This is a genomic window from Pseudomonas sp. Leaf129 (genome assembly GCF_001423465.1).
Taxonomy (GTDB): Bacteria; Pseudomonadota; Gammaproteobacteria; order Pseudomonadales; family Pseudomonadaceae; genus Aquipseudomonas; species Aquipseudomonas coleopterorum.
The window spans coordinates 319,034-343,272 of the sequence record NZ_LMOC01000009.1 but is presented as its reverse complement, the minus strand read 5'-3'; the positions used below and the strand labels follow the sequence as shown (position 1 = coordinate 343,272).

21 protein-coding genes are annotated in these 24,239 nt (G+C 63.5%); 14 read left to right on the top strand and 7 right to left on the bottom strand.

Annotated elements, in window-relative coordinates:
• Nucleotides 1–4 precede the first annotated feature (4 nt).
• Nucleotides 5–451, bottom strand: coding sequence for a GNAT family N-acetyltransferase (locus ASF66_RS17945; RefSeq protein ID WP_056844816.1), 447 nt, complete (start codon nucleotides 449–451; stop codon nucleotides 5–7).
• 343 nt (nucleotides 452–794) lie between these two features.
• On the opposite strand from ASF66_RS17945, the gene ASF66_RS17940 reads away from it, so the two are divergent.
• On the top strand, nucleotides 795–2,006 hold the full coding sequence (locus tag ASF66_RS17940) for a YeeE/YedE family protein (RefSeq protein WP_056844815.1): 1,212 nt from the start codon (nucleotides 795–797) through the stop codon (nucleotides 2,004–2,006).
• A gap of 203 nt (nucleotides 2,007–2,209) precedes the next feature.
• Here ASF66_RS17940 and ASF66_RS17935 read toward each other — a convergent pair whose 3' ends face one another.
• The 3 genes from ASF66_RS17935 to ASF66_RS17925 all read right to left on the bottom strand — a co-directional run bounded on the left by ASF66_RS17935 (nucleotide 2,210) and on the right by ASF66_RS17925 (nucleotide 6,301).
• Entirely contained in the window at nucleotides 2,210–3,208 is a 999-nt protein-coding gene (locus ASF66_RS17935; RefSeq protein WP_056844814.1) for an asparaginase, read from the bottom strand.
• 12 nt (nucleotides 3,209–3,220) lie between these two features.
• Nucleotides 3,221–4,663, bottom strand: coding sequence for an alanine/glycine:cation symporter family protein (locus ASF66_RS17930; RefSeq protein ID WP_049860399.1), 1,443 nt, complete (start codon nucleotides 4,661–4,663; stop codon nucleotides 3,221–3,223).
• Between the two features lie 213 nt (nucleotides 4,664–4,876).
• The gene (locus ASF66_RS17925; protein WP_056844813.1) at nucleotides 4,877–6,301 is read right to left on the bottom strand and encodes an aspartate ammonia-lyase; all 1,425 of its coding nucleotides are present in this window, start codon (nucleotides 6,299–6,301) and stop codon (nucleotides 4,877–4,879) included.
• 259 nt (nucleotides 6,302–6,560) lie between these two features.
• Between ASF66_RS17925 and ASF66_RS17920 the strand changes: the two genes are divergently transcribed.
• The 5 genes from ASF66_RS17920 (at nucleotide 6,561) to ASF66_RS17900 (ending at nucleotide 10,385) form a co-directional block, all read left to right on the top strand.
• Nucleotides 6,561–7,469: a LysR substrate-binding domain-containing protein gene (locus tag ASF66_RS17920; protein ID WP_056844812.1), complete on the top strand. Its 909-nt coding sequence runs from the start codon at nucleotides 6,561–6,563 to the stop codon at nucleotides 7,467–7,469.
• Between the two features lie 314 nt (nucleotides 7,470–7,783).
• A complete protein-coding gene (gene purE, locus ASF66_RS17915; RefSeq protein WP_056844811.1) occupies nucleotides 7,784–8,275 on the top strand; it encodes a 5-(carboxyamino)imidazole ribonucleotide mutase in 492 nt (163 codons plus the stop codon).
• Nucleotides 8,276–8,286: 11 nt separating this feature from the next.
• Complete coding sequence (locus tag ASF66_RS17910; protein ID WP_056844810.1) at nucleotides 8,287–9,369, top strand: 5-(carboxyamino)imidazole ribonucleotide synthase; 1,083 nt, start codon at nucleotides 8,287–8,289, stop codon at nucleotides 9,367–9,369.
• Nucleotides 9,370–9,462: 93 nt separating this feature from the next.
• Nucleotides 9,463–9,711 (top strand): GlsB/YeaQ/YmgE family stress response membrane protein, encoded by a 249-nt coding sequence (locus tag ASF66_RS17905; RefSeq protein ID WP_049860394.1) that lies wholly within the window; start codon nucleotides 9,463–9,465, stop codon nucleotides 9,709–9,711.
• Nucleotides 9,712–9,851: 140 nt separating this feature from the next.
• On the top strand, nucleotides 9,852–10,385 hold the full coding sequence (locus ASF66_RS17900; protein ID WP_049860393.1) for a DUF3299 domain-containing protein: 534 nt from the start codon (nucleotides 9,852–9,854) through the stop codon (nucleotides 10,383–10,385).
• Between the two features lie 170 nt (nucleotides 10,386–10,555).
• Here the strand turns inward: ASF66_RS17900 and ASF66_RS17895 are convergent, their stop codons facing one another.
• Together ASF66_RS17895 and ASF66_RS17890 are read right to left on the bottom strand one after the other, a co-directional pair.
• Nucleotides 10,556–11,458 carry a D-hexose-6-phosphate mutarotase gene (locus tag ASF66_RS17895; RefSeq protein ID WP_056844809.1) on the bottom strand — a complete coding sequence of 301 codons (903 nt, stop codon included), beginning with the start codon at nucleotides 11,456–11,458 and terminating at the stop codon, nucleotides 10,556–10,558.
• Nucleotides 11,459–11,509: 51 nt separating this feature from the next.
• Entirely contained in the window at nucleotides 11,510–11,911 is a 402-nt protein-coding gene (locus tag ASF66_RS17890; protein WP_043192132.1) for an acyl-CoA thioesterase, read from the bottom strand.
• Between the two features lie 324 nt (nucleotides 11,912–12,235).
• Here ASF66_RS17890 and ASF66_RS17885 point away from each other — a divergent pair, with 324 nt between their 5' ends.
• The 8 genes from ASF66_RS17885 (at nucleotide 12,236) to ASF66_RS17850 (ending at nucleotide 22,654) form a co-directional block, all read left to right on the top strand.
• Complete coding sequence (locus tag ASF66_RS17885) at nucleotides 12,236–13,525, top strand: MFS transporter (RefSeq protein ID WP_056844808.1); 1,290 nt, start codon at nucleotides 12,236–12,238, stop codon at nucleotides 13,523–13,525.
• A gap of 162 nt (nucleotides 13,526–13,687) precedes the next feature.
• On the top strand, nucleotides 13,688–14,686 hold the full coding sequence (locus tag ASF66_RS17880; RefSeq protein ID WP_049860390.1) for a phosphate ABC transporter substrate-binding protein PstS family protein: 999 nt from the start codon (nucleotides 13,688–13,690) through the stop codon (nucleotides 14,684–14,686).
• Nucleotides 14,687–15,147: 461 nt separating this feature from the next.
• Nucleotides 15,148–17,181, top strand: a complete 2,034-nt coding sequence (locus ASF66_RS17875) for an ABC transporter permease subunit (protein WP_177331309.1) — start codon at nucleotides 15,148–15,150, stop codon at nucleotides 17,179–17,181.
• Between the two features lie 16 nt (nucleotides 17,182–17,197).
• Nucleotides 17,198–18,868: a phosphate ABC transporter permease PstA gene (gene pstA, locus ASF66_RS17870; RefSeq protein WP_056844806.1), complete on the top strand. Its 1,671-nt coding sequence runs from the start codon at nucleotides 17,198–17,200 to the stop codon at nucleotides 18,866–18,868.
• Between the two features lie 122 nt (nucleotides 18,869–18,990).
• The gene (pstB, locus tag ASF66_RS17865; RefSeq protein ID WP_049860387.1) at nucleotides 18,991–19,824 is read left to right on the top strand and encodes a phosphate ABC transporter ATP-binding protein PstB; all 834 of its coding nucleotides are present in this window, start codon (nucleotides 18,991–18,993) and stop codon (nucleotides 19,822–19,824) included.
• Nucleotides 19,825–19,879: 55 nt separating this feature from the next.
• Nucleotides 19,880–20,638: a phosphate signaling complex protein PhoU gene (gene phoU / locus ASF66_RS17860; RefSeq protein WP_043192144.1), complete on the top strand. Its 759-nt coding sequence runs from the start codon at nucleotides 19,880–19,882 to the stop codon at nucleotides 20,636–20,638.
• A gap of 140 nt (nucleotides 20,639–20,778) precedes the next feature.
• Complete coding sequence (locus ASF66_RS17855) at nucleotides 20,779–21,687, top strand: response regulator (RefSeq protein WP_056844805.1); 909 nt, start codon at nucleotides 20,779–20,781, stop codon at nucleotides 21,685–21,687.
• 70 nt (nucleotides 21,688–21,757) lie between these two features.
• A complete protein-coding gene (locus ASF66_RS17850; RefSeq protein WP_056844804.1) occupies nucleotides 21,758–22,654 on the top strand; it encodes a peptidoglycan DD-metalloendopeptidase family protein in 897 nt (298 codons plus the stop codon).
• 180 nt (nucleotides 22,655–22,834) lie between these two features.
• Here ASF66_RS17850 and ASF66_RS17845 read toward each other — a convergent pair whose 3' ends face one another.
• Entirely contained in the window at nucleotides 22,835–24,175 is a 1,341-nt protein-coding gene (locus ASF66_RS17845) for a hemolysin family protein (RefSeq protein ID WP_043192150.1), read from the bottom strand.
• Between the last annotated feature and the right edge of the window lie 64 nt (nucleotides 24,176–24,239).

Sequence of the window (24,239 nt, the reverse complement as noted above, 5' to 3'; positions counted from 1 at the left end):
GCTCCTAGAGTGTCTTGCGAAATTGAATGAAGCCGGGTTGTTCGGCGACACGCTGGTACAAGCCGATGGCAGTGCCGTTGGTTTCATGAGTCAACCAGTGCACCTTGACGCATCCGGCGGCCTTGGCGGTGGCGTAGACGTATTCGATCAACTGGCAACCCACGCCTGCACCGCGTGCCGCATCGTCCACCAGCAGGTCCTGTAGATAGCAGGAATTTTCAATGGTCCAGCACGAGCGGTGATAGATGTAGTGGACCATACCGACAGCCACGCCGTCGCGCCAGGCGAGCGCGGCATTGATGGGTTCGGCCTCATCGAGCATGCGCTGCCAGGTGACCTGGGTCACGGCTTCGGGAATGTCGGTCTTGTAGAAACGCTGATAGGCCTGCCAGAGGCTCAGCCAGGTGGAATAGTCGGCAGCAGTGACAGGACGAATTGCAAGGTCGGACATGCTCAGGCTCCGGTGGTGGATGACTGTCATCTTGGCAGTTCGTCTCGATGAACGCATCCATCGGCCCGTTCGGAAATTATCCACACAGGTATCCACAGGGTTATACCCCTGTTTATGCACAGCCTTATCCACAGATGAATCCAGTCATCTGGTTTTACATACAGTAAAATGGCTTGCGGTACGATCATTGGCTAGTTTCTGACCGGCACCCATGAAGAACGTTGCAGTGAAGTTGTTCACAAAAGGGTAAGTGTGGCAGCGGTCGGTTTCGGCCAGCGCTTGCCGGCACGGCGGGGTATTAACTTTTATACTGGCCGATTGTTTTTCCTATCTGGACGCTTCCATGAGCTCGACTGTTTCTGTTGCCCCGCGACGCGCCCTGGGCGCGCCGTTGGTGGCGGTATCGCTGCTGGTGCTCGGCGCGGTGTTTCTCGCGGCCGTGGTGGGTACTCGGCAAGTACTGTTGTGGGTGGTCGGAGCCGCCCTGGGCCTGACGCTCTATCATGCGGCGTTCGGGTTCACCTCGGCCTGGCGGGTGTTCATCCGTGATCGCCGCGGGGCGGGGTTGCGGGCGCAAATGGTCATGCTTGCAGTGGCCGTGCTGCTGTTCTTCCCGGCATTGGGCGAGGGTAGCCTGTTCGGCCAGACGGTGGTGGGGCTGGTGGCGCCTGCCGGACTATCGGTGGTCTTCGGCGCCTTCATTTTTGGTATCGGCATGCAGCTAGGTGGCGGGTGCGCGTCGGGCACTCTGTTCACTGTCGGTGGTGGCAACGCGCGCATGCTGGTGACGCTGCTGTTCTTCATCTGCGGCTCGCTGATCGCCACGCATCATGTGGACTGGTGGTTCGCCTTGCCCTCGCTGCCGGCGATTTCGATCGTCAAGAGTCTCGGCGTGATCCCGGCGCTGGTGTTGAGCTTGGCTTTGTTCGCGGTGATCGCACTGGCCACGGTGAGCCTGGAGCGGCGTCGGCATGGGGATCTGGAAACGCCCGAAGCTAGCGCACAGCCCGGTTCGAACAGGTTCATCCGCGGACCGTGGCCGCTGGTGTGGGGTGCGGTAGCGCTGGCGTTGCTGAACTTCGCGACACTGGCGTTGGCCGGGCGTCCATGGGGCATCACCTCGGCGTTCGCCTTGTGGGGCGCAAAAGTGGCCAGCGGGCTGGGGGGCGACGTGGGCAGCTGGGCGTTCTGGCAGGCCGCGGCCAATGCCAAGGCGCTGGCCGCGCCGGTGTGGGAGGACATCACCAGTGTCATGGACATCGGAATCGTGTTGGGTGCTTTGCTGGCGGCAGGTCTGGCAGGTCATTTCGCACCGAGCCTGAAGATCCCGCGCAGGTCACTGGTGGCTGCCGTGATCGGTGGGTTGCTGCTGGGCTATGGATCGCGTCTGGCCTATGGCTGCAACATCGGCGCGTACTTCAGCGGTATCGCATCCGGTAGCTTGCACGGCTGGCTATGGCTGGTCGCCGCGTTCATCGGCAACAGCGCTGGCGTTCGCTTGCGGCCATGGTTCTTCCCCGGCGAAGCGCGGGTGGAAAGGCTGACTGGCTGCTGAGTGACAGCAGCACCGCAGCACGTCCTTCGCAGCCAATGACCGCTCCTACGGGATCGTGCAAGCTTCGTAGGAGCGGTCCGTGGCCGCGAAGGGCGCGCCGCAGTTTGTCTGACGCACCGCAGCGCCTGTTTCGCGGCCGATGACCGCTCCTACGGGATGTGCGCAACCCTTGGAGAAGCGCGAAGGACGCGCTGTGGTTTCGATCAGGCCAGTTCGCCGCACAGGTCGAGTTCTACCAGGCGGCGGACTTCTTCCACCGGCAGGCCTGCACCAAGCAATGCGTGCAGCTTGCCCAGGGCCGTCTCGCGGGTCATGCCGCCGCCGGAGAGCACGCCTGCATCGCGCAGACGGCTACCGGCTTCATACACGTCCAGTTCGACCCCGCCTTCCTGGCACTGGGTCAGCGCCACCACCACGATGCCGCGCTCGTGGGCCGCTCGCAGCGTGTCCAGGAACGACGCATTGTCGGACGGCCCGGTGCCGCTGCCATAGCATTCGAGCAGCAAGGCCTGGACCCCACTGTCCAGAACGGCCTGCAACAGCGGCACGCCCAGACCGGGATACAGCGGCACCACGCCGATGTTGGCTGGCTGGCGTGGCTGGCGGTAATCCAGCGCCTCAGGCAACGACGCAGCCCTGACGGCGCCACCGGTGCGGCGCAGAGCGGCAAACGGATTGCGCCCCGAGCTGCGCACCTTTGCGCAGCGCGTCGGCGGCAGCAATGCGCCGTGGAAATGCAGGTGAACACCGGCCTCCAGGCCGCGGGCGAGGTCACCCAGGGCGCCGTTGACGTTCTCCCACGCGTCGCTGTCCGCCACCCCGGCCGGCAGCATGGACCCGGTGAACAGCACCGGTGCCTTGAGCCCCAAGAGCTGGAAACTCATCGCTGCCGCGCTGTAGGCCAATGTGTCGGTGCCATGCAGAATCAGTACGGCATCGCAACCCTGTTCATCCACCGCTTGCACCACGGCCTGGCGCAGACGCTGCCAGTAGGCCGGCGTCATGTTGGCACTGTCGATCAGCGGCAGCAGCTCTTCGAAGCTCCATTTCGGCATCACCAGGTCAGGCTGGGCGCCAAGCTGTTCACGCATGCGCGCTTCGAAGCCGGAAGCCGGAGCCAGGCCGTTGGCGCTGGCCTGCATGCCGATGGTCCCGCCGGTGTACAGCACCCGTACGTGACGGGCAGGGGATGCGATGCTCATGCCAATGGCTCCTTAACGCTGGACGGGCTGGGCGGCCTGGGCCTTCTCGCTGGCAGCCGAAGGGTTCGGCACCGGCCAGGCCTTGGGGTCCAGGTCGAGATCGGCGAACTGCCGGGCATCGAACACCGGTACCTTGATCCCGGCACTGCGCTGCGCATCGTAGTCGCGCAACAGGCGCAGACCGATCTTGAACAGCATCGCCAGGGCAATCAGGTTGACGAAGGCCAGCAGGGTCATGGTGATGTCGGCGAAGGCAAACACCGTCTCCAGGTTTTCGATGGCACCCCAGAAGATCAGCAACAGCACGATCGCGCGGTACACCAGCACAGCCTTGCGATTGTCGCCGATGAGGAAGCGCAGGCTGTTCTCACCCAGATAGTAGTTGTAGAGGATCGAAGTGAACACGAACAGCGACAGGGCGACACTGATGAACACACGGCCCCATTCACCCACCACGTTGGCCAGCGAATTCTGGGTCAGGGCAATGCCATCGCCTTCGAAGCCCGGCGTGTAGAAACCCGACAGCAGGATCACCAGCGCGGTACAGGTACAGATCACGAAGGTGTCGAGGAAGACGCTGAAGGCCTGCACCACGCCTTGGGCGACCGGGTGCTCGACCTGCGCCACAGCGGCCACGTTGGGCGCACTGCCCAGGCCCGCTTCGTTGGCGAACACGCCGCGTTTCACGCCCATGACGATGGCGCTGCCGAGCAGGCCGCCGAACACCGGGTCCAGGCCGAAGGCGCTGCGCACGATGGTGGCGAGCATTTCCGGAACCTGGTCGAACTGCAGGACGATGACGTACAGGCTGACGGCGATGTAAGCCAGGGTCTTGACCGGTACCAGCAGGTCGGCGACCGCCGCGATCCGCTTGATCCCGCCGAAGAACACCAGGCCCAGCAGCACGGCCAGCCCGACGCCGGTCCAGGTGGTGGACAGGCCGAAGGCATCGTTCAGCGAGCTGGTGACGGCGTGCGATTGCAGGCCGTTGAAGGCAAAACCGAAAGTCACCAGCAGCAACACCGCCATGACCATGCCCAGCCAGCGCTTGCCCAGGCCATGCTGGATGTAGAACGAAGGCCCGCCACGGTATTGACCGTCGGGGTCGCAGCGCTTGTAGGCCTGCGCCAGGGTACATTCGAAGAAGCTGCTGGCCATGCCCACCAAGGCGGTGACCCACATCCAGAACACCGCACCCGGGCCACCCAGGGTCACGGCAATGCCGACACCTGCGATGTTACCGGCGCCGACTCGACCGGCCAGGCTGAGCATCAGCGCCTGGAACGAGCTGAGCTGGTCTGAACTGTTGCGCAGGCTGTCGCGGAACACACTGAACATGTGCAGGAAGTGGCGCAATTGGACGAAGCGCGAGCGCACGGTGAAATAGCCACCGAGGCCGACGATAAGCACGATCAGGACTTTTCCCGAGAGGAAGTCGTTGATGACTTCAAGCATGGGGGTTACCTCGTCAAGTTCAAAAGGGCGGCACTATACCCATAGGTGTAAGCCCGCGCAGCTTTTTGGTGCATAGGACTGGGCATATTCATCTTGTGGGATGTCTGACCCAGGGCGTTACAGCGGCACAAAAAAAGGGCTCCGAAATTGCTCTCGGAGCCCTCAAAAGGTGAGAGGTGTCTAGTCCCTCGACCTGGTGAGCGTACGGCCGGCTCAGGCCTTCAGGGGCACGAGGCGCGGCGCGATCATGTTTTCCGGACGCAGGATGTCGGCCAGCATGGTGTCGTCGAGCAGGCCCTCTTCACGTACCAGTTCCAGCACACCGCGGCCTGTCTGCAGGGCGACGCGGGCGATGCGGGTGGCGTTTTCGTAACCGATGTAAGGGTTCAGCGCCGTGACCAGGCCGATGGAGTGTTCCACCAGCTCGCGGCAGCGCTGTTCGTTGGCGGTGATGCCGACGATGCAGTGTTCGCGCAGCATGTCCATGGCCCGCTGCAGCAGGCGGATGGAGTCGAAGATCTTGTAGGCGATCAGTGGCTCCATGACGTTGAGCTGCAACTGACCGCCCTCGGCGGCGATGGTCAGGGCCAGGTCGTTGCCCATGATCTCGAAGGCGCACATGTTGACGGCCTCGGGAATCACCGGATTGACCTTGCCCGGCATGATCGAGCTGCCCGGCTGGCGCGCCGGCAGATTGATTTCGTTGATGCCGGTGCGTGGGCCGCTGGACAGCAGGCGCAGGTCGTTGCAGATCTTCGACAGTTTCACCGCAGTGCGCTTGAGCATCCCGGAGAACAGCACGAAGGCGCCCATGTCGGAGGTCGCCTCGATCAGGTCGGCGGCGGGCACTAGCGGCTGGCCGCTGATGGTGGCCAAGCGCGATACGGCCAAGGCCTGATAGCCCGGGTCGGCGTTGATGCCGGTACCGATGGCGGTGCCGCCCAGGTTCACTTCGGTCAACAGTTCCGGCGCCAGGCTGCGCAGGCGATTGAGGTCTTCGGTCAGCGTGGTGGCGAAGGCCTTGAATTCCTGGCCCAGGGTCATGGGCACGGCATCCTGCAGCTGGGTGCGGCCCATCTTCAGGACGTGGGCGAACTCCACGCCCTTGGCGGCGAACGCCTGGATGAGGCTGTCGAGGCTGGCCAGAAGGGCGTCATGGCCCAGCAGCAGACCCAGGCGGATGGCGGTCGGGTAGGCGTCGTTGGTCGACTGCGCCATGTTCACGTCGTTGTTGGGGTGCAGGTACTGGTACTCGCCTTTCTGATGGCCCATGGCTTCCAGGGCGATGTTGGCGATCACCTCGTTGGCATTCATGTTGGTGGACGTACCGGCGCCACCCTGGATCATGTCGACCACGAACTGATCGTGGAAATCACCGCGCACCAGACGGGCGCACGCTTCACTGATTGCCGCATGCTTGGCGCTGTTGAGATGACCCAGCTGGTGGTTGGCATCGGCGGCCGCCTGCTTGACCATGGCCAGGGCCACGACGAGCTTGGGGTAGTGCGACAACGGCACGCCGGAGAGGCGGAAGTTGTGCACGGCACGCAGGGTCTGAATGCCGTAGTAGGCTTCAGCCGGGACTTCGAGAACGCCGAGCAGGTCTTTTTCAATGCGCAGTGATGCAGCGGAGGACATGATAGAGAAGGTCTCTGTAGGGGCCCGGCAACCACCGGAATGCTGGCAATCCTAGGCTTGCAGAGAATTTCCGGCTAATGCTGATGCTTGCTGGGGTATGCAGAATCGGCATAATGACGCATGTGACGTGCCAGGGCGATCCGGCGTATTCCAGTGCTCCCGGTGTTGTCCGCTGACGCGACTCGCGCCGCTGCTACAAGGGATCGCGTGGGCACGTCAGGCCGTTGCACGCGGGTGAATCCATGAAACGAGAACCGACATGAACCTGGAAAGCAAATGGCTGGAGGACTTCAGCGCCCTGGCGGCCACCCGCAGCTTTTCGCAGGCGGCCGAGCGCCGCTTCGTTACCCAGCCAGCGTTCAGCCGCCGCATCCGCAGCCTGGAGGCGGCGCTGGGCCTGACCCTGGTGAACCGCTCGCGCACGCCGATCGAGTTGACCGAGGCCGGTCAGCTGTTTCTGGTCACGGCGCGCACGGTGGTCGATCAACTGGGTGAGGTACTGCGTCACCTGCATCATCTGGAAGGCGGGCAGGGCGAGGTGATGCAGGTGGCCGCAGCGCATTCGCTGGCCTTGGGTTTCTTTCCCGGCTGGATCGCCAAGCTGCGCAACGAAGGTCTGCCCATCGCCACACGCCTGATTGCCACCAACGTCGGTGATGCGGTGCATGCGCTGCGCGAGGGCGGCTGCGATCTGATGCTGGCCTTCTACGATCCCGATTCGGCCATGCAGATGGACCCGGAGATATTTCCGTCGCTGCACCTGGGCACCACCGAGATGCTGCCCATCTGCGCCAGCGACGCCCAGGGCCAACCGTTGTTCGACCTGGAAGGCGAGGGCAGCATCCCGCTGCTGGCCTATACCGCGGGGGCGTTTCTTGGGCGTTCGGTGAATCTGCTGCTGCGCCAGCGCAGCCTGCGCTACACCACGGTGTACGAGACCGCCATGGCCGACAGCCTGAAAAGCATGGCCCTGGAGGGGCTGGGGATCGCCTGGGTGCCACGCCTGAGCGTGCGCGCCGAGCTGGCTCGCGGCGAGCTGGTGGTGTGTGGCGGGCCACAGTGGCACGTGCCGCTGGAGATCCGCGCGTACCGCTGCGCGCTGGTGCGCAAGGCCAATGTCCGGCTGCTGTGGAAACGGCTGGAGGGTGCGGCGGCAGGCAGTGCCTGACTCGAGTTGGCGGTGCTGCCTTCGCGGCCACTGGCCGCTCCTACGAAAAGCCATCGCGATTCCTGTAGGAGCGGCCAGTGGCCGCGAAGCATTCACCGCCGATTTCGCTGACCTCAAAGTCAATAAAACCGCGCTCCGCAGCCATTTGACGACCGGTCAAGATGGCTGCAATAAATCTTCATTCTTACGGTATACTGCGCGGCCTTCGGCCGGTCTGCTCCGGCCATTATTCGTATAACAAGCCACGCCGGTCTTCCTGCGTGGCTTGTTGTTTTTTGACGCGCCCGCGGGCGCCCAAGAGAAGAGGCTCGACGATGAGTGCATTGGTTGGCGTGATCATGGGCTCCAAGTCCGATTGGTCCACCCTTAGCCACACCGCCGATATGCTGGAAAAGCTCGGTATTCCTTTCGAGGTCAAAGTGGTTTCCGCCCACCGCACCCCGGACCTGCTGTTCCAGTATGCCGACGAGGCCGAAGGCCGCGGTATCGAGGTGATCATCGCCGGCGCCGGTGGCGCGGCGCATCTGCCTGGCATGTGCGCGGCCAAGACGCACCTGCCGGTGCTGGGCGTGCCGGTGCAGTCGTCCATGCTCTCGGGCGTCGACTCGCTGCTGTCCATTGTGCAGATGCCAGCCGGCATTCCGGTGGCGACACTGGCCATCGGCAAGGCCGGCGCGATCAACGCCGCGCTGCTGTCGGCCAGTATCCTGGGCGCCAAGCACCCGCAGTTCCACGCTGCGCTGAAGACGTTCCGCGCCGAGCAGACAGACAACGTTCTGGACAATCCCGACCCGCGTCAGGCCTGAGGTTCTTTGATATGAAGATCGGTGTAATCGGTGGCGGCCAGCTGGGCCGCATGCTGGCCCTGGCCGGCACCCCCCTGGGGATGAATTTCGCTTTTCTGGACCCGGCGCCCGATGCCTGTGCCGCGCCTCTGGGCGAGCACCTGCGGGCCGACTACGGCGATCAGGATCATCTGCGCCAGTTGGCGGACGAGGTTGACCTGGTCACCTTCGAGTTCGAAAGCGTGCCCGCCGAGACGGTGGCCTTCCTGTCGCAGTTCGTCCCGGTGTACCCCAGTGCCGACGCGCTGCGCATCGCGCGCGATCGCTGGTTCGAGAAGAGCATGTTCAAGGACCTGGGCGTTCCTACGCCGACGTTCGCTGACATCCAGTCCCAGGCTGATCTGGACGCTGCGGTAGCCAGCATCGGCCTGCCTGCCGTCCTCAAGACCCGCACCCTGGGCTATGACGGCAAGGGCCAGAAGGTTCTGCGCAGCGCTGCCGACGTGGCCGGCACCTTCGCCGAGCTGGGCAGCGTGCCGTGCCTGCTCGAAGGCTTCGTGCCCTTCACTGGCGAAGTGTCGCTGATCGCCGTGCGCGCCCGCGATGGCGAGACCCGCTTCTACCCCCTGGTACACAACACCCACGAGACCGGCATCCTGCGCCTGTCGGTGGCGAGCACCGCGCACCCGCTGCAGAGTCTGGCCGAAGACTACGCCGGCCGGGTGCTGGAGAAACTCGACTACGTCGGCGTGCTGGCATTCGAATTCTTCGAAGTGGATGGCGGCCTCAAGGCCAACGAAATCGCGCCACGGGTGCACAACTCCGGGCACTGGACCATCGAAGGCGCCGAATGCAGCCAGTTCGAGAACCACCTGCGGGCCGTGGCCGGTCTGCCGCTGGGCTCGACCGCCAAGGTCGGCGAGAGCGCCATGCTCAACTTCATCGGTGAGGTCCCGGCGGTAGCGCAGGTGGCGGCCATCGACGATTGCCATTTGCACCACTATGGCAAGGCGTTCAAGGTCGGCCGCAAGGTGGGTCATGCCACCGTGCGCAGTGCCGATCGCGCCACGTTGCAGCGCCAGATCGCCGAAGTGCAGGCCCTGATCGCGGGTTGAGGAACCATTGCCGACCCGCAACCCTCTGATGGCTGTACGCCAAGGCCGCTATCGAGCCCTGGCATCAAGCCTGTTCATATCAGAGGGAACATCATGGGAATCATTGGGACTATCTTCATCGGCTTGATCGTTGGTCTGCTGGCTCGTTTTCTGAAGCCTGGCGATGACAGCATGGGTTGGATCATGACCATTCTGCTGGGTATCGCCGGCTCCCTGGCCGCGACCTACGGTGGTCAGGCCCTGGGTATCTACCAGGCTGGCGAAGGTGCCGGTTTCCTCGGCGCTCTGGTCGGTGCGATCATCCTGCTGGTGATCTACGGCATGATCAGCAAGAAGCGCTGATCCACTGCGTTCGATGCCTGTGGCGACGCCACGGGTATCACGCCGCGGGTATTGCAGCCCCCCTCGAGTTCGCCTCGATGGGGGCTGCGTCGTATCCGGGCTGTGGGTAGAATGGCCGACCTTTCATTCTGGGCCCTGCCATGCGCCGATTTCTCCTGCTCTGCCTCGTATTCGCTGCAGCCACTGCGCACGCTGAATTGCCGGAAACCGACTGGCTGCAACTGATGCCCAAGGCCGATCAGGAGGCGTTGGAGCGGATGCCCGAAATCGACCACGACTCGCCCGAGGCGCAGGGCACCTTCACCGAAAAAGGCGGCATGAAGCAGGCCAAAGGTCTGCCCGCGGTGATGTATTCCACCAAGACGGTGGCGGCCATGAACGGCAAGGACATCCGCATCGGCGGCTACCCCGTACCGCTGGAAAGCGATGCCAAGGGCAACAGCACGCTGTTCTTCCTGGTGCCGTATCCGGGCGCCTGCATCCACGTGCCGCCACCGCCGCCGAACCAGTTGATCCTGGTGCGCTACCCCAAGGGCTTGAAACTGGCCGATATCTACACGCCGTTGTGGGTGACGGGCAAGGTCAAGGTAGAGAAGGTCAGCAATGACCTGGCCGATGCGGCCTATGCGCTGGATGCGCAGAAGGTGAGGGTGGTGAAGGAGTCGGATTTGTGAGGTTGTGAGGTTGTGAGGTTGTGAGGTTGTGAGGTTGCAGGTTTGGCCTCTTCGCGGGCAGAGAGCTCGCCGCCCGCCCCGCTCCCACAAGGGTGCATAAGTTGTCCTTGTGGGAGCGGGGCGGGCGGCGAGCCCTCTGCCCGCGAAGAGGCCCGCAAAGCCTGCACAAATCAAAGCTGTGAAGCAGTAAACCTCACACCCATGACACAGGCCGCGCCTGGCGCCAGTGTGGCCACGTCGTCCCAGACGTTCGCCGTCTCGATGCACAGCATGCCCTGCCAGCCGTCGTCGGCCATGTCCGGCAAGGCTGCGGCCCGCGCGGTCCATGGATTCCACACCACTGCGCTGCGTGAGCCGGTGGAGGCGAGGGTTACCCGACGCTGCCAGCCCGGGTCGACGAAGCTCAGCTGCGCCGGAGTGTTCAGGTAGATCCGGTCGGTCTCGCCGGCAAACCCGAGCACACCGGCCTGCTGGCGAGGCTGCCAGTCGTCCAGGGTTTCAATGTAGGTCAGGCCGCCCAGGCACTCGACCGTGGCCTGGCGCACGTCGCTGACGGCGAAGTAACTGTGCAGCGCCTGACTCAGGATCACGGGATGGTCGTCCAGATTGCGGCTGTGCAAGGTGATCTCCAGGGTCTCGCCGAGCACCACGCACAGCTTGACCTCGACCTTGTGCGGCCATCCCGGCAGTTCGCCGCGAGCGGCCTGCGGTACGCTCAATTCGACCTTGATGCCCGATTCGAGCCGGTCGATGCCCAGCAGCTCCCAGTCCACCGTCCGCACCAGGCCGTGAGCGGGCGCTTCGTCGGTGGCGGTACGCATGGCCTGCACCGACTCGGGGTTGCGGGCCAGATTGCCGAACCACGGCCAGCACACCGGCACGCCGGTGCGAACGGCCTTGCCCGATTTGTAGAAGGCAGCGGGGTTGGGCCAGATCAGCGGCTGCTGGCCGTGGCGCTGGTAGCTGATCACCTGGGCGCCTTGCTGCGCGATCAGCAGCTCGGCCTGATCGGTGCTGATGCGCCAGCAATTGAGTTCATCGAGCTTGACCGATTCGACCTGCGGCTCAGACATGTAGAGTTCTCGCTATGGGTTCAAAAAGTCGGGTGACGCGCTGGGGGACAATCAGCGCCGCGGCGGCACCGCGCGGGTGCGACCGCTGCCGTCGATGGCGACGAACACGAACACGGCCTCGGTGACCTTGCGCCATTCGCTGGACAGCGGATCGTCGCTCCACACCTCGACCATCATCTGGATCGAGCTGCGGCCGATTTCCAGGGTCTGGGTGTAGAAGGACAACTGCGCACCGACGGCAACCGGGACCAGGAAGGCCATGCGATCGATGGCCACCGTCGCCACGCGCCCTCCGGCGACCTTGCTGGCCATGGCCGTGCCGGCCAGGTCCATCTGGGCAACCAGCCAGCCGCCGAAAATATCGCCGAAGCCGTTGGTTTCGCGCGGCAGCGCGGTGATCTGCAAGGCCAGGTCGCCTTGGGGAATGGGATCTTCTTGTTCGAGTTCAATCATGCCGGGGGGCCTCTGACCCGTGACGCTTTATTGGAGTGGCGCATCGATCGTCGCCAATGACAAAAGCCTACACGGCTTTTCTTTCAACTGGCGCACACAGGGTACCTCTGCGAAATCGGCTACAACGCTAGCTGCGTTTTCGCACAAAACCCTTCAATAACGCCCAGTATATAGGCGCAGAACCGCTATAACGACCGTTCGCTGTTCAATTACTGCGTTTGCCAATACAGGCCATGTGCTTTTTCTAGCAATTTGCTATCGTGCTTGCACTGCCAAACCCTAAACAGCAACAAAGCTGTGGATTTGTATATAAGAGAACATCAAATGACCGCCGCGCCTTCGAGTATCGCTCCGCCTTCGCGTCCGCTGACCCGCAGTGATTACAAGACACTTTCGTTGTCCGCCCTGGGCGGTGCACTTGAGTTCTATGACTTCATTATCTTCGTATTCTTCGCCGCCGTGGTGGGCAAGTTGTTCTTCCCCGCCGACATGCCCGAATGGCTGCGGCTGATGCAGACCTTCGGCATCTTCGCCGCCGGTTACCTGGCACGCCCGCTGGGCGGCATCATCATGGCGCACTTCGGCGACCTGCTGGGGCGCAAGAAGATGTTTACCTTGAGCATCTTCATGATGGCCGTGCCGACCCTGATCATGGGTCTGCTGCCGACGTACGCGCAGATCGGCATCTTCGCGCCGATTCTGCTGTTGCTGATGCGCGTGATCCAGGGAGCGGCCATCGGCGGTGAAGTGCCCGGCGCCTGGGTGTTCGTCTCCGAGCACGTGCCGGGGCGCAACGTCGGCTATGCCTGCGGCACGCTGACCTGCGGCCTGACCAGCGGGATCCTGCTGGGGTCGCTGATGGCCACGGCCATCAACAGCCTCTATACCCCGGCCGAGGTGTCGGATTACGCCTGGCGGATCCCGTTCCTGATCGGCGGTGTATTCGGTCTGGCGTCGGTGTACCTGCGTCGCTGGCTGCATGAAACTCCGGTCTTCGCCGAGCTGCAGCAACGCAAGGCTCTCGCGGCCGAAGTGCCGCTGCGCACGGTGCTGCGTGACCATCGCGGGGCGGTGGCCATCTCCATGCTGCTGACCTGGTTGCTGTCGGCGGGGATCATCGTGGTCATCCTGATGACCCCGACCATCCTGCAGACCCTCTACGGGTTCACCCCCAAGCAGTCGCTGCAGGCCAACAGCCTGGCGATCGTGTTCCTCAGCCTGGGCTGCATCGGCTCGGGCGCGCTGGCCGACCGTTTCGGCGCCGGCAAGGTGTTCGTGTTCGGCAGCCTTGCCCTGCTGGCCACCTCGTGGACCCTGTTCCACAGCCTGCACGATCACCCCGATTGGCTGTTTCCGCTGTATGCGGTGACGGGCCTGTGCGTGGGCGTGATCGGCGCGGTGCCCTACGTGATGGTCAAGGCCTTCCCGGCCGTGGTGCGGTTCTCCGGCCTGTCGTTCTCGTACAACGTGGCCTATGCCATCTTCGGTGGCCTGACGCCGATGGCGGTCACCCTGCTGATGAAATCCAACCCCATGGGTCCGTCCTACTATGTGGCAGCGATCTGCGTGATCGGCTTCGTGTGCGGGCTTTACCTGATGGCCAAGAAGCGCTGATTCCGACGGCCCCGTTCGCCGGTTCTACCGGCGAACGGGGTCCCGCCGGGGGGATGATGGCCATTCATCCTACTGTCACAATCCTTTCATAGAGTGTTCGCACGGCCCACCGATACTGAGCGCCGATTCAACACCCTTTTCTGGATTTGCTAGGAGCAAGGCATGAAACTCACGCGTTTGATGGCCGCCATGACCTTTGTCGCTGCTGGTGTTGCCACGGCCAATGCGGTAGCCGCCGTCGACCCTTCCATCCCTGCCTACGTCAAGACCACCGGCGTGTCGGGCAACCTGTCCAGTGTCGGCTCCGATACCCTGGCCAACCTGATGACCTTGTGGGCCGAGAACTACAAGAAGGAATACCCCAACGTCAACATCCAGATCCAGGCAGCAGGCTCGGCCACTGCGCCCACGGCGCTGATCGAGGGCACCGCCAACCTGGGTCCGATGAGCCGCAAGATGAAGGACACCGAAATGGCGGCCTTCGAACAGAAATACGGCTACAAGCCTACCGCCATTCCCGTGGCCGTCGACGCCCTGGCCGTGTTCGTGCACAAGGACAACCCGATCCAGCACCTGACCATGGAACAGGTCGACGCCGTGTTCTCGTCCACCCGCCTGTGCGGCGCCAAGGCCGATGTGAAGACCTGGGGCGACCTGGGCGTGACCGGCGACCTGGCCAACAAGCCGGTGCAGCTGTTTGGTCGCAACTCGGTGTCCGGCACCTACGGCTACTTCAAGGAAGAAGCCCTGTGCAAGGGTGACTACAAGCCCAACGTGAACGAACAGCCAGGCTCGGCTTCGGTGGTGCAGTCGATCAGCAGCTCGCTGAACGGCATCGGTTACTCGGGCATCGGCTACAAGACAGCCAGCGTGAAGACCGTGCCACTGGCCAAGAAGGGCAGCAGCGAGTTCATCGAAGACACCGAAGAGAACGCCCTGAACGGCAAGTACCCGTTGTCGCGCTTCCTCTATGTGTACGTGAACAAGGCGCCGAACAAGCCGCTGGCACCGCTGGAGGCCGAGTTCGTCAAGCTGATGCTGTCCAAGCAGGGCCAGGAAGTCGTGGTCAAGGATGGCTACATTCCCCTGCCCGCCAAGGTTGCTGCCAAGGCACTGGCTGATCTGGGCCTGAAGGAAGGGGCCGACGTCGCCAAGCAGTGAACGACACCCTGACTTCGTAGGAGCGGTCTGTGGCCGCGAAAAGCGCGCCGCCGTGAAACCTGATGTACCGCGGTGACCGTTTCGCGGCCACGGACCGCTCCTACGGGATTAACCTACATCTATTCGCCGACGGCCCTGTGCCGGACGGCGATTTTGGCGCGTCACCTCATTGTCATGTTTCTGTCATACAGGATCGCTAGGGTGTGCGCATGAACGATCTGGCCAATTCCCCGATGACCCCGACTTCTCCACCCAAGCGCATCGATTTCAACACCCCCGAGATGCAACGCAAGCGGCGCATTCGTGCGCTCAAGGATCGCTTCACGCGTTGGTACGTCCTGGTGGGTGGCTTGGCCGTGCTGGCGGCGATCACGCTGATCTTCTTCTTCCTCGCCTATGTAGTCGTGCCGCTGTTCAAGGGCGCCGACCTGACCGTGGAGCCGCCTCTGCATCCGGCCTGGCTGCAGGACGCCGGTAAACCGCTGGTGTACGCACTCGAAGAGCAGAACGAGGCGGGCATGCGCGTTTCGGAACAAGGGGTCGCGCTGTTCTTCAACGCCCACACGGGCGAAGAGCTGTCGCGCACATCGTTACCCATTCCAGCCGGCGTGACCGTGACTGCCAGCGCCAAGGACCAGCCCGGTACCCCGTTGGTGGTACTGGGCCTGTCCAACGGCCAGGCCCTGGTGTTTCGCCACACCTACCGGGTGACCTACCCGGGCGGCAACAAGACCATCACGCCGGCGATCGAATACCCCTATGGCGATGCCCCCATCGCGCTCGACCCCCAGGGCCGCGCCCTGGAGCGGGTCAGTCTCAATGCCAGCGACGCCAGCCTGATTCTGGCCGGCTCGACCGGCGACCAGCTCAACGTGCTGCAGCTCACCCGCGAAGAAAGCATGATGACCGGCGAGGTCACCAACGAGCAGAAGCGCATCGAGCTGCCGCAGATGAACCAGGCGGTGAAGGCGATCTTCATCGACCCGCGCCAGCAGTGGCTGTACGTGATCAACGGACGCGCCCAGGCCGATGTCTTCAGCCTGCGTGACCGCAGCATGAACGGCCGCTACAAGCTCAGCGAGAACGCCGACACCCAGATCACCGCCAGCGCGCAACTGGTCGGCGGCATTTCGCTGATCATCGGCGACTCCAAGGGCGGCCTGGCGCAATGGTTCATGGCTCGCGACGAGGACGGCGAGCCGCGCCTCAAGCAGATCCGTACGTTCCAGATGGGCCACTCGCCGATCGTGCAGATCAGCTCCGAACAGCGTCGCAAGGGCTTTACCGCCCTGGACGCTTCGGGCCAGCTGGGCGTGTTCCACAGCACCGCCCACCGTATGTTGCTGGTCGAGCAGGTGGTCGACGGTCCCGGTATCTACGCCTTGTCGCCACGGGCCAACAGGCTCATGGTAGAAGCCAACGGCGCATTGCAGCCGTTGAGCCTGCACAACCCGCATCCGGAAGTGTCGTGGAGCTCGATGTGGAGCAAGGTCTGGTACGAGAACTACGACAAGCCCGCCTACGTCTGGCAGTCGACAGCGGCCAACACCGATTTCGAGCCCAAGATGAGCCTGGCGCCGTTGACCTTCGGTACCTTGAAGGCCGCGTTCTACGCGATGCTGCTCGCCGCGCCACTGGCCATCGCCGCCGCGATCTACACCGCCTACTTCATGGCTCCGGGCATGCGGCGCAAGGTCAAGCCGGTCATCGAGCTGATGGAAGCCATGCCCACGGTGATCCTCGGCTTCTTCGCCGGCCTGTTTCTGGCACCCTATGTGGAAGGCCATCTGCCGGGTATCTTCAGCCTGCTTCTGCTCACCCCGCTGGGCATCCTGAGTGCAGGCTTTCTGGTCAGCCGCCTGCCCGAATCGATTCGCCTGCGTATTCCGGACGGTTGGGAAAGCGCGATCTTGATCCCGGTGATCCTGCTGGTGGGCTGGTTCGCGCTGTACATGAGCCCGTTCCTGGAAAACTGGTGGTTCGGCGGCGACATGCGCCTGTGGATCAGCAATGACCTGGGCATCACCTACGATCAGCGCAACGCGCTGGTGGTGGGCCTGGCCATGGGTTTCGCGGTCATTCCCAACATCTATTCGATTGCCGAGGACGCCGTGTTCAGCGTGCCGCGCGGGCTGACCCTGGGCTCGCTGGCGCTGGGCGCCACGCCGTGGCAGACGCTGACCCGCGTGGTGATCCTGACCGCCAGCCCGGGCATCTTCTCGGCACTGATGATTGGCATGGGCCGGGCCGTGGGCGAAACCATGATCGTGCTGATGGCCACCGGTAACACGCCGGTCATGGAAATGAACCTGTTCGAAGGACTGCGCACCCTGGCCGCCAACGTCGCGGTGGAAATGCCGGAGTCGGAAGTGGGCGGCAGCCATTACCGGGTGCTGTTCCTCTCGGCGCTGGTGTTGCTGTTGTTCACCTTCGTCATGAACACCGCGGCCGAGCTGATTCGTCAGCGTCTGCGCAAGAAATATTCATCGCTTTGAGAAAAGGTAGCCGGCTGTGAAGCAGAACTCCCTGAAAGGCTGGTTCAAGAGCGGCTCGCCCGGTGTCTGGATCAGCGGTGGCGCCGTGTCCATCGCGGTCATCATGACGCTGGGCCTGCTGGCCGTGATCGCCGTGCGCGGTCTGGCGCACTTCTGGCCGGCGGACCTGGTCCACGCCAGCTACAACGTGCCGGGGATGGCCAATCATCTGGTCATTGGCGAGATCGTGCAGAAGGAAGAGGTGCCGCGCGAACGTCTGAAGAGCGCTGGCCTGCCGGTGCCCGACGACGGTCCCGAGTTCATGACCCGAGAGCTGGTCAAGGTGGGCAACCGCGACATCAACGGTGCCGATTTCACCTGGATCGTCGGTGACTGGCTGACCGAACAGAGCACCCCACCCGAACTGCTGGCGCTGGAACGTCGCGAATGGGGCAATTTCTACGGCTACCTGGTCAACATCAAGGAGCAGGGCAAGGTCGTGGCCAAGGGCGAGGGTGCCTGGCCGGAGCTGCAAAGCCGCATCTTGCGGGTCAGCGACCTGGCGGACGCACTCGGCCGACTGGAAAAATCCGACATCGGCAAGGTCAACGCCGGGCTCGAAAGGCTGCGCCTGCAAAGCCGTCGCCTGGAGCTCGAAGGCCAGCTCAACCCCGCCGCTCAGGCCGACATGGACGCCGAGCGTGCCGAACTCGATGCGCGCTACAAGGACATCGAAACCCGCCTCGGTGCGCTGCATGCCCAGGTCAACCGCGACAGCATCACGGTGCGCGACGCCAACGGCAAGGAAATCGAGGTCCAACTGGGCCAGATCGTCCACGCCTATCAGCCTAATGCCATGAGCACGCTGACCAAGCTGGGTTTCTACTTCAACAAGATGTGGGAATTCCTCAGCGACGATCCCCGTGAAGCCAACACGGAAGGCGGGATCTTCCCGGCCATTTTCGGCACGGTGATGATGACCCTGATCATGGCCGTCATCGTCACGCCGTTTGGCGTGCTGGCGGCGGTCTATCTGCGCGAATACGCGAAACAGAATACCGTCACCCGGCTGATTCGTATTGCCGTGAACAACCTGGCCGGTGTGCCGGCCATCGTCTATGGCGTGTTCGGCCTGGGCTTCTTCGTCTATGTGCTGGGCGGCTCGCTCGATCGGCTGTTCTTTCCCGAAGCCCTGCCGGCGCCGACCTTCGGCACGCCGGGGCTGCTATGGGCGTCGCTGACCCTGGCGTTGCTGGCGGTGCCAGTGGTGATCGTGGCCACCGAAGAGGGCCTGGCGCGGATTCCGCGGACCGTGCGCGAAGGCTCCCTGGCCCTGGGTGCGACCAAGGCGGAAACCCTATGGAAGATCGTCCTGCCCATGGCCAGCCCGGCGATGATGACCGGTATGATCCTGGCGGTGGCCCGTGCCGCTGGCGAGGTGGCTCCGCTGATGCTGGTGGGCGTGGTCAAGCTGGCGCCGTCGCTGCCGCTGGACGCCAACTACCCGTACCTGCACCTGGATCAGAAGATCATGCACCTGGGCTTTCATATCTACGACGTCGGCTTCCAGAGCCCCAACGTCGAGGCGGCGCGACCGCTGGTGTATGCCACCGCATTGTTGCTGGTGCTGGTGATCGCTACGCTGAACCTGTCGGCGGTCTGGATTCGCAACCATCTGCGCGAGAAGTACAAGGCGCTGGACAGTTGAGGGGTGTGTCAGCCAGGTCCTCTTCGCGGGCAGAGCCCGCTCCCACACGCCCGCGAAGAGACCCTCACAGCCTTCAGAATATTTCAACTTTGCACCGAATTTGACAGCCTTTGGAGTCTGCCATGCAGCATGAAAACCCATCCCATGGCATCAACCTGTCGGCCCTGGGACGCGACAAGCAGAGCCTGAACCTGGCCAAGGAGACCGTGGCCATCGAAGTGCCCGGCCTGAGCCTGTTCTACGGCGACAAGCAAGCGCTGTTCGACATCGCCATGAACATCCCCAAGCAGCGCGTGACCGCGTTCATCGGTCCTTCGGGCTGCGGCAAGTCGACCCTGCTGCGCACCTTCAACCGCATGAACGACCTGGTCGACGGCTGCCGCGTGCAGGGCGCGATCAACCTCTATGGCAACGACATTTATCGCAAGGGCGAAGACGTCGCCGAACTGCGCCGCCGCGTCGGCATGGTGTTTCAGAAGCCCAATCCGTTCCCCAAGACCATCTACGAAAACGTGGTCTACGGCCTGCGCATCCAGGGCATCAACAAGAAGCGCATCCTCGACGAAGCGGTCGAATGGGCACTCAGGGGCGCGGCGCTGTGGGACGAGGTCAAGGACCGCCTGCACGAGTCCGCCCTGGGCCTGTCCGGCGGCCAGCAGCAGCGTCTGGTGATCGCCCGTACCATCGCCGTGGAGCCCGAGGTCTTGCTGCTCGACGAGCCCTGCTCGGCACTCGATCCGATCTCCACGCTCAAGGTCGAAGAGCTGATCTACGAGCTCAAGTCCAAGTACACCATCGTCATCGTCACCCACAATATGCAGCAGGCAGCACGGGTGTCCGACTACACGGCGTTCATGTACATGGGCAAGCTGGTGGAGTTCGGCGACACCGACACGCTGTTCACCAACCCGGCCAAGAAGCAGACCGAAGACTACATCACCGGTCGCTACGGCTAGGGCTTCGCCGCCGTTGCTGGCATCATCCCGAGCGGACGCACCAAGGATTCGACCCATGATCAGTAAAGAAGGCCTTACCCATCACATCTCGCAGCAGTTCAACGCCGAACTGGAGGAGGTGCGCAGCCACCTGCTGGCCATGGGCGGGCTGGTCGAGAAGCAAGTCAACGATGCGGTCACCGCGCTGATCGAGGCCGATTCGGGCCTGGCCCAGCAGGTGCGCGAGGTCGACGAGCAGATCAACCAGATGGAGCGCAACATCGACGAGGAATGCCTGCGCATCCTGGCGCGGCGACAGCCGGCGGCCTCGGACCTGCGGCTGATCATCAGCATTTCCAAATCGGTGATCGACCTGGAGCGCATCGGCGACGAATCCACCAAGATCGCCCGCCGGGCCATTCAGCTGTGCGAGGAGGGCGAGTCGCCGCGTGGCTACGTCGAGGTGCGCCACATCGGCGACCAGGTGCGCATCATGGTGCGCGACGCGCTCGACGCCTTCGCCCGCTTCGACGCCGACCTGGCCCTGTCGGTGGCCCAGTACGACAAGACCATCGATCGCGAGTACAAGACCGCCCTGCGCGAGCTGGTCACCTACATGATGGAAGACCCGCGCTCCATCTCCCGCGTGCTCAACGTGATCTGGGTGCTGCGCTCGCTGGAGCGCATCGGCGACCATGCGCGCAACATCTCCGAACTGGTGATTTACCTGGTCCGCGGCACCGATGTACGGCACATGGGCCTCAAGCGCATGAAGCAGGAAGTCGAAGGCACCCTCGACAGCGCTAATGTTCTAGACCAACCTGACGATAAGTAAGAGGGTCCGACACGAACGCCCGGCCTTTGCCGGGCGTTTTTCGTTGTGGGGCGAAGCGAGGCAGCCGTGTGGCCAGCCCCGCCGAACGGCACGTGGCCTTCGGCGCGTGGCGATGCCTGCGCGGTTTTCAGGAGCGGTCGATGAGCAAGATCAGTGTGCTGGTAGTGGATGATGCGCCGTTCATTCGCGACCTGGTGAAGAAATGCCTGCGCAATGCCTTTCCCGGCATCGTCGTCGAGGACGCAGTGAACGGCCGCAAGGCGCAGTCGCTGATGATCCACAACAGCTACGACATGGTGCTGTGCGACTGGGAAATGCCGGAAATGTCCGGCCTTGAACTGCTGACCTGGACCCGCGAGCAGGAAAACACCAAGACCTTGCCCTTCATCATGGTGACCAGCCGTGGCGACAAGGAAAACGTCGTGCAGGCGATCCAGGCTGGCGTGTCGGACTATATCGGCAAGCCGTTCACCAATGAGCAGCTGATGACCAAGGTCAAGAAGGCCCTGGCCAAGGTCGGCAAGCTGCAGGCGCTGGCAGCCGGCGCACCGACGCGCCAACAGGCCGCCTCGGCCTTTGCCAACGATTCGCTGAGTGCGCTGACCTCGGGCCGCGCCGAGCCTGCGCGACCTGTAGCCCCTGCGCCTCGGCCGGCCGCCGCTGCAACACCAGCCAGTACGCCAGCACCAGGCGCGCGACCCACCGCGCCCATGGGGCGTGGACAAGGCCAGCTGCGCCTGCCCGGCGGCAGCCAACAGTGCGTGATCAAGGCCTTGAGCCTCAAGGAGGCCTTGCTGGTCGTGCGGCGCACCGACACGCTGCCTCAGGTGCTGGAACTGGCGGTGCTCGATCTGGAGCAGGGCGAGAATGCCGAGGTGGCGCGTCTCAACGGCTATCTGCACGCCGTGGCCGCGTTCGAGCCCAAGCCCGACAGCGACTGGCTGCAGCTGACCTTCCGTTTTCTCGACCAGGATGCGCAGAAACTCGACTACGTCTCGCGCCTGATCGCCCGGGGCTCGGTGCAGAAACATTTCGTGCCAGGCGCCTGACAGGTGGCACATTGCCGCTCTGCAGATACCTGCTAATCTTGGCGCACGTTCCCCTTCAGACATCGTCCCCATGGTCTATCGCCTCCTGCTGATCTGCGGCCTGCTCGCGGCCGCTCCCATGGCTCAGGCCGCGACCGTCTACAAGTTCACCAATGCCGATGGCGTCACTTCCTACACCGACCGGCCCGTGCCCGGCGCACGGGTCTTCGTGATGCGTGAGCGCATCGTCGAGCGGATCGACCGGCAGGTTCGTCTGGAAGTGAAGAAAGGCAAGGGCAGCGCCAACTTCATGGTGCGCAACGATCTGTACGCACCCGTCGAGGTCGAGCTGAAACTGAGCAAGTTGCGCAACGTGCAGGGTCTGCCGCCCAGCAGCATCCGCCGCGTCGTGCCGGCGCGCAGCAGCGTCAGCCTGGTGACACTGACGGCCCAGCAGGTCGGCAAGCCGCTGGGCTATGTCCAGACTCTGGTGTCCTCCATCGGCGACCCGCAGGGCGAGGCGCACGGCTACCGCTACCCCTTCCCCTGGCGCGGCGGGCCCTTCCGCCTGACCCAGGGGCCCAATGGCACCTACAGCCATTTCGGCGCCAAAGGGCGCTACGCCATGGACATCGCCATGCCCGAAGGCACGCCGATCATCGCGGCGCGCGGTGGTACGGTGATCAAAGTGGAAAACAATCAGGACAACCGCGGCGACAACCCGTCGGGCAACTTCGTGCGCATCCTCCACGAGGACGGCACCATGGGTGTCTATCTGCACCTGATGCGCGGTTCGGTGAGCGTCAAGGAAGGGCAACAGGTCAGCGTCGGCTCGGCGCTGGCGCGCTCGGGCAACACCGGCAACAGCACCGGCCCGCACCTGCACTTCGTGGTGCAACGCAACGTCGGTCTGGCGCTGGAGTCGATTCCCTACCAGTTCGACCGGCCACTGGGCGTACTGCCCAACTTCGCCGTCGGCGGCCAATAACCCCCTTGCAGCAACCCCCCCCTGTGGGAGCGGGTTCTACCCGCGAAGAGGCCATCGAGCCCACTGCACATCCTGATCCCCGACGCCCCCCTGTGGGAGCGGGTTCTACCCGCGAAGGGGCCATCAAACCCACTGCACATCCCAACGCCCCACTCGCAGGCAGCACTGACCTGCCACACCTCACTCGATCTTGAGCACCTTGGCCAGGATGATCTTGGGCCCCTTCATCTTCTTGATGATGATGCGCAGGCCTTCCACCTCCAGCAGCTCCTCTTCCTCGGGCACCCGCTTGAGGGTCTCGTAGATCAAACCCGCCAGGGTTTCCGCCTCAATGTGATCCAGGTCCACCCCCAGCAGCCGCTCGACCTTGAACAGCGGCGTATCGCCCCGCACCAGCAGCTTCCCGGGTTGATAGGCCAGAATGCCGCGCTCGGCCTTGCGGTGTTCGTCCTGGATGTCGCCGACCAGCACTTCCAGCACGTCTTCCATGGTCAGGTAACCGATGATCTTGCCATCGGCCTCCTCGACCAGGGCAAAGTGCGCGCCGCCCTTACGGAACTGCTCCAGCAGACGCGACAGCGGCATGTGCCGCGACACCCGCTCCAGAGGACGGGTCAGCTCGGCCAGGTTGAACGACTCGGGCAGGTGGTCGAGCGCTGCCAGTTCCAGCAGCAGATCCTTGATGTGCAGCAGGCCGACGAACTCTTCGCGCTCGGTGTCGTACACCGGATAGCGGCTGAACTTGTGGCGACGAAACATCGCCAGGATTTCCTTGAGCGGCGCGTTGAATTCCAGGCTCACCAGGTCTTCGCGCGAGTTGGCCCAATCGACCACCTCCAGTTCACCCATCTCCACTGCCGAGGCCAGTACACGCATGCCTTGGTCACTGGGGTCTTGGCCACGGCTTGAGTGCAGGATCAGCTTGAGCTCGTCGCGGCTGTAATGGTGCTCGTGGTGCGGGCCGGGTTCGCCCTGGCCGGCAATGCGCAGAATGCCGTTGGCACTGGCATTGAGCAGGTAGATGGCCGGGTACATGGCCCAGTAGAACAGGTACAGCGGCACCGCCGTCCACATCGACAGCAGCTCTGGCTTGCGGATCGCCCAGGACTTGGGTGCCAGCTCGCCAACCACGATGTGCAGGTACGAGATAACGAAGAAGGCGCTGAAGAACGACACGCCCTTGATGACTTCCGGCGACTGCACGCCGACGGCGCCCAGCAACGGTTCGAGGATGTGTGCGAACGCCGGTTCACCGACCCAGCCCAGGCCCAGCGAGGCCAGGGTGATACCCAGCTGGCAGGCGGAAAGGTAGGCATCGAGCTGGCTGTGGACCGTGCGCAGAATGCTGCCACGCCATCCATGCTTCTTGGCGATGGCCTCTACCCGGGTCGAGCGCAGCTTGACCATGGCGAACTCGGCGGCTACGAAGAAGCCGTTGAGCAAGACCAGGAACAGAGCGAAAAGAATCATGCCGAAGTCGGCGAACAGTGACGAAAGGGAGATGCCTGTGGAAGGGTCCATGGTGGCGTTTTACGGTGTCCGTGTGCTGGAGAGGAGTGAGGCGATACCCAGGGTGGGTAATGTG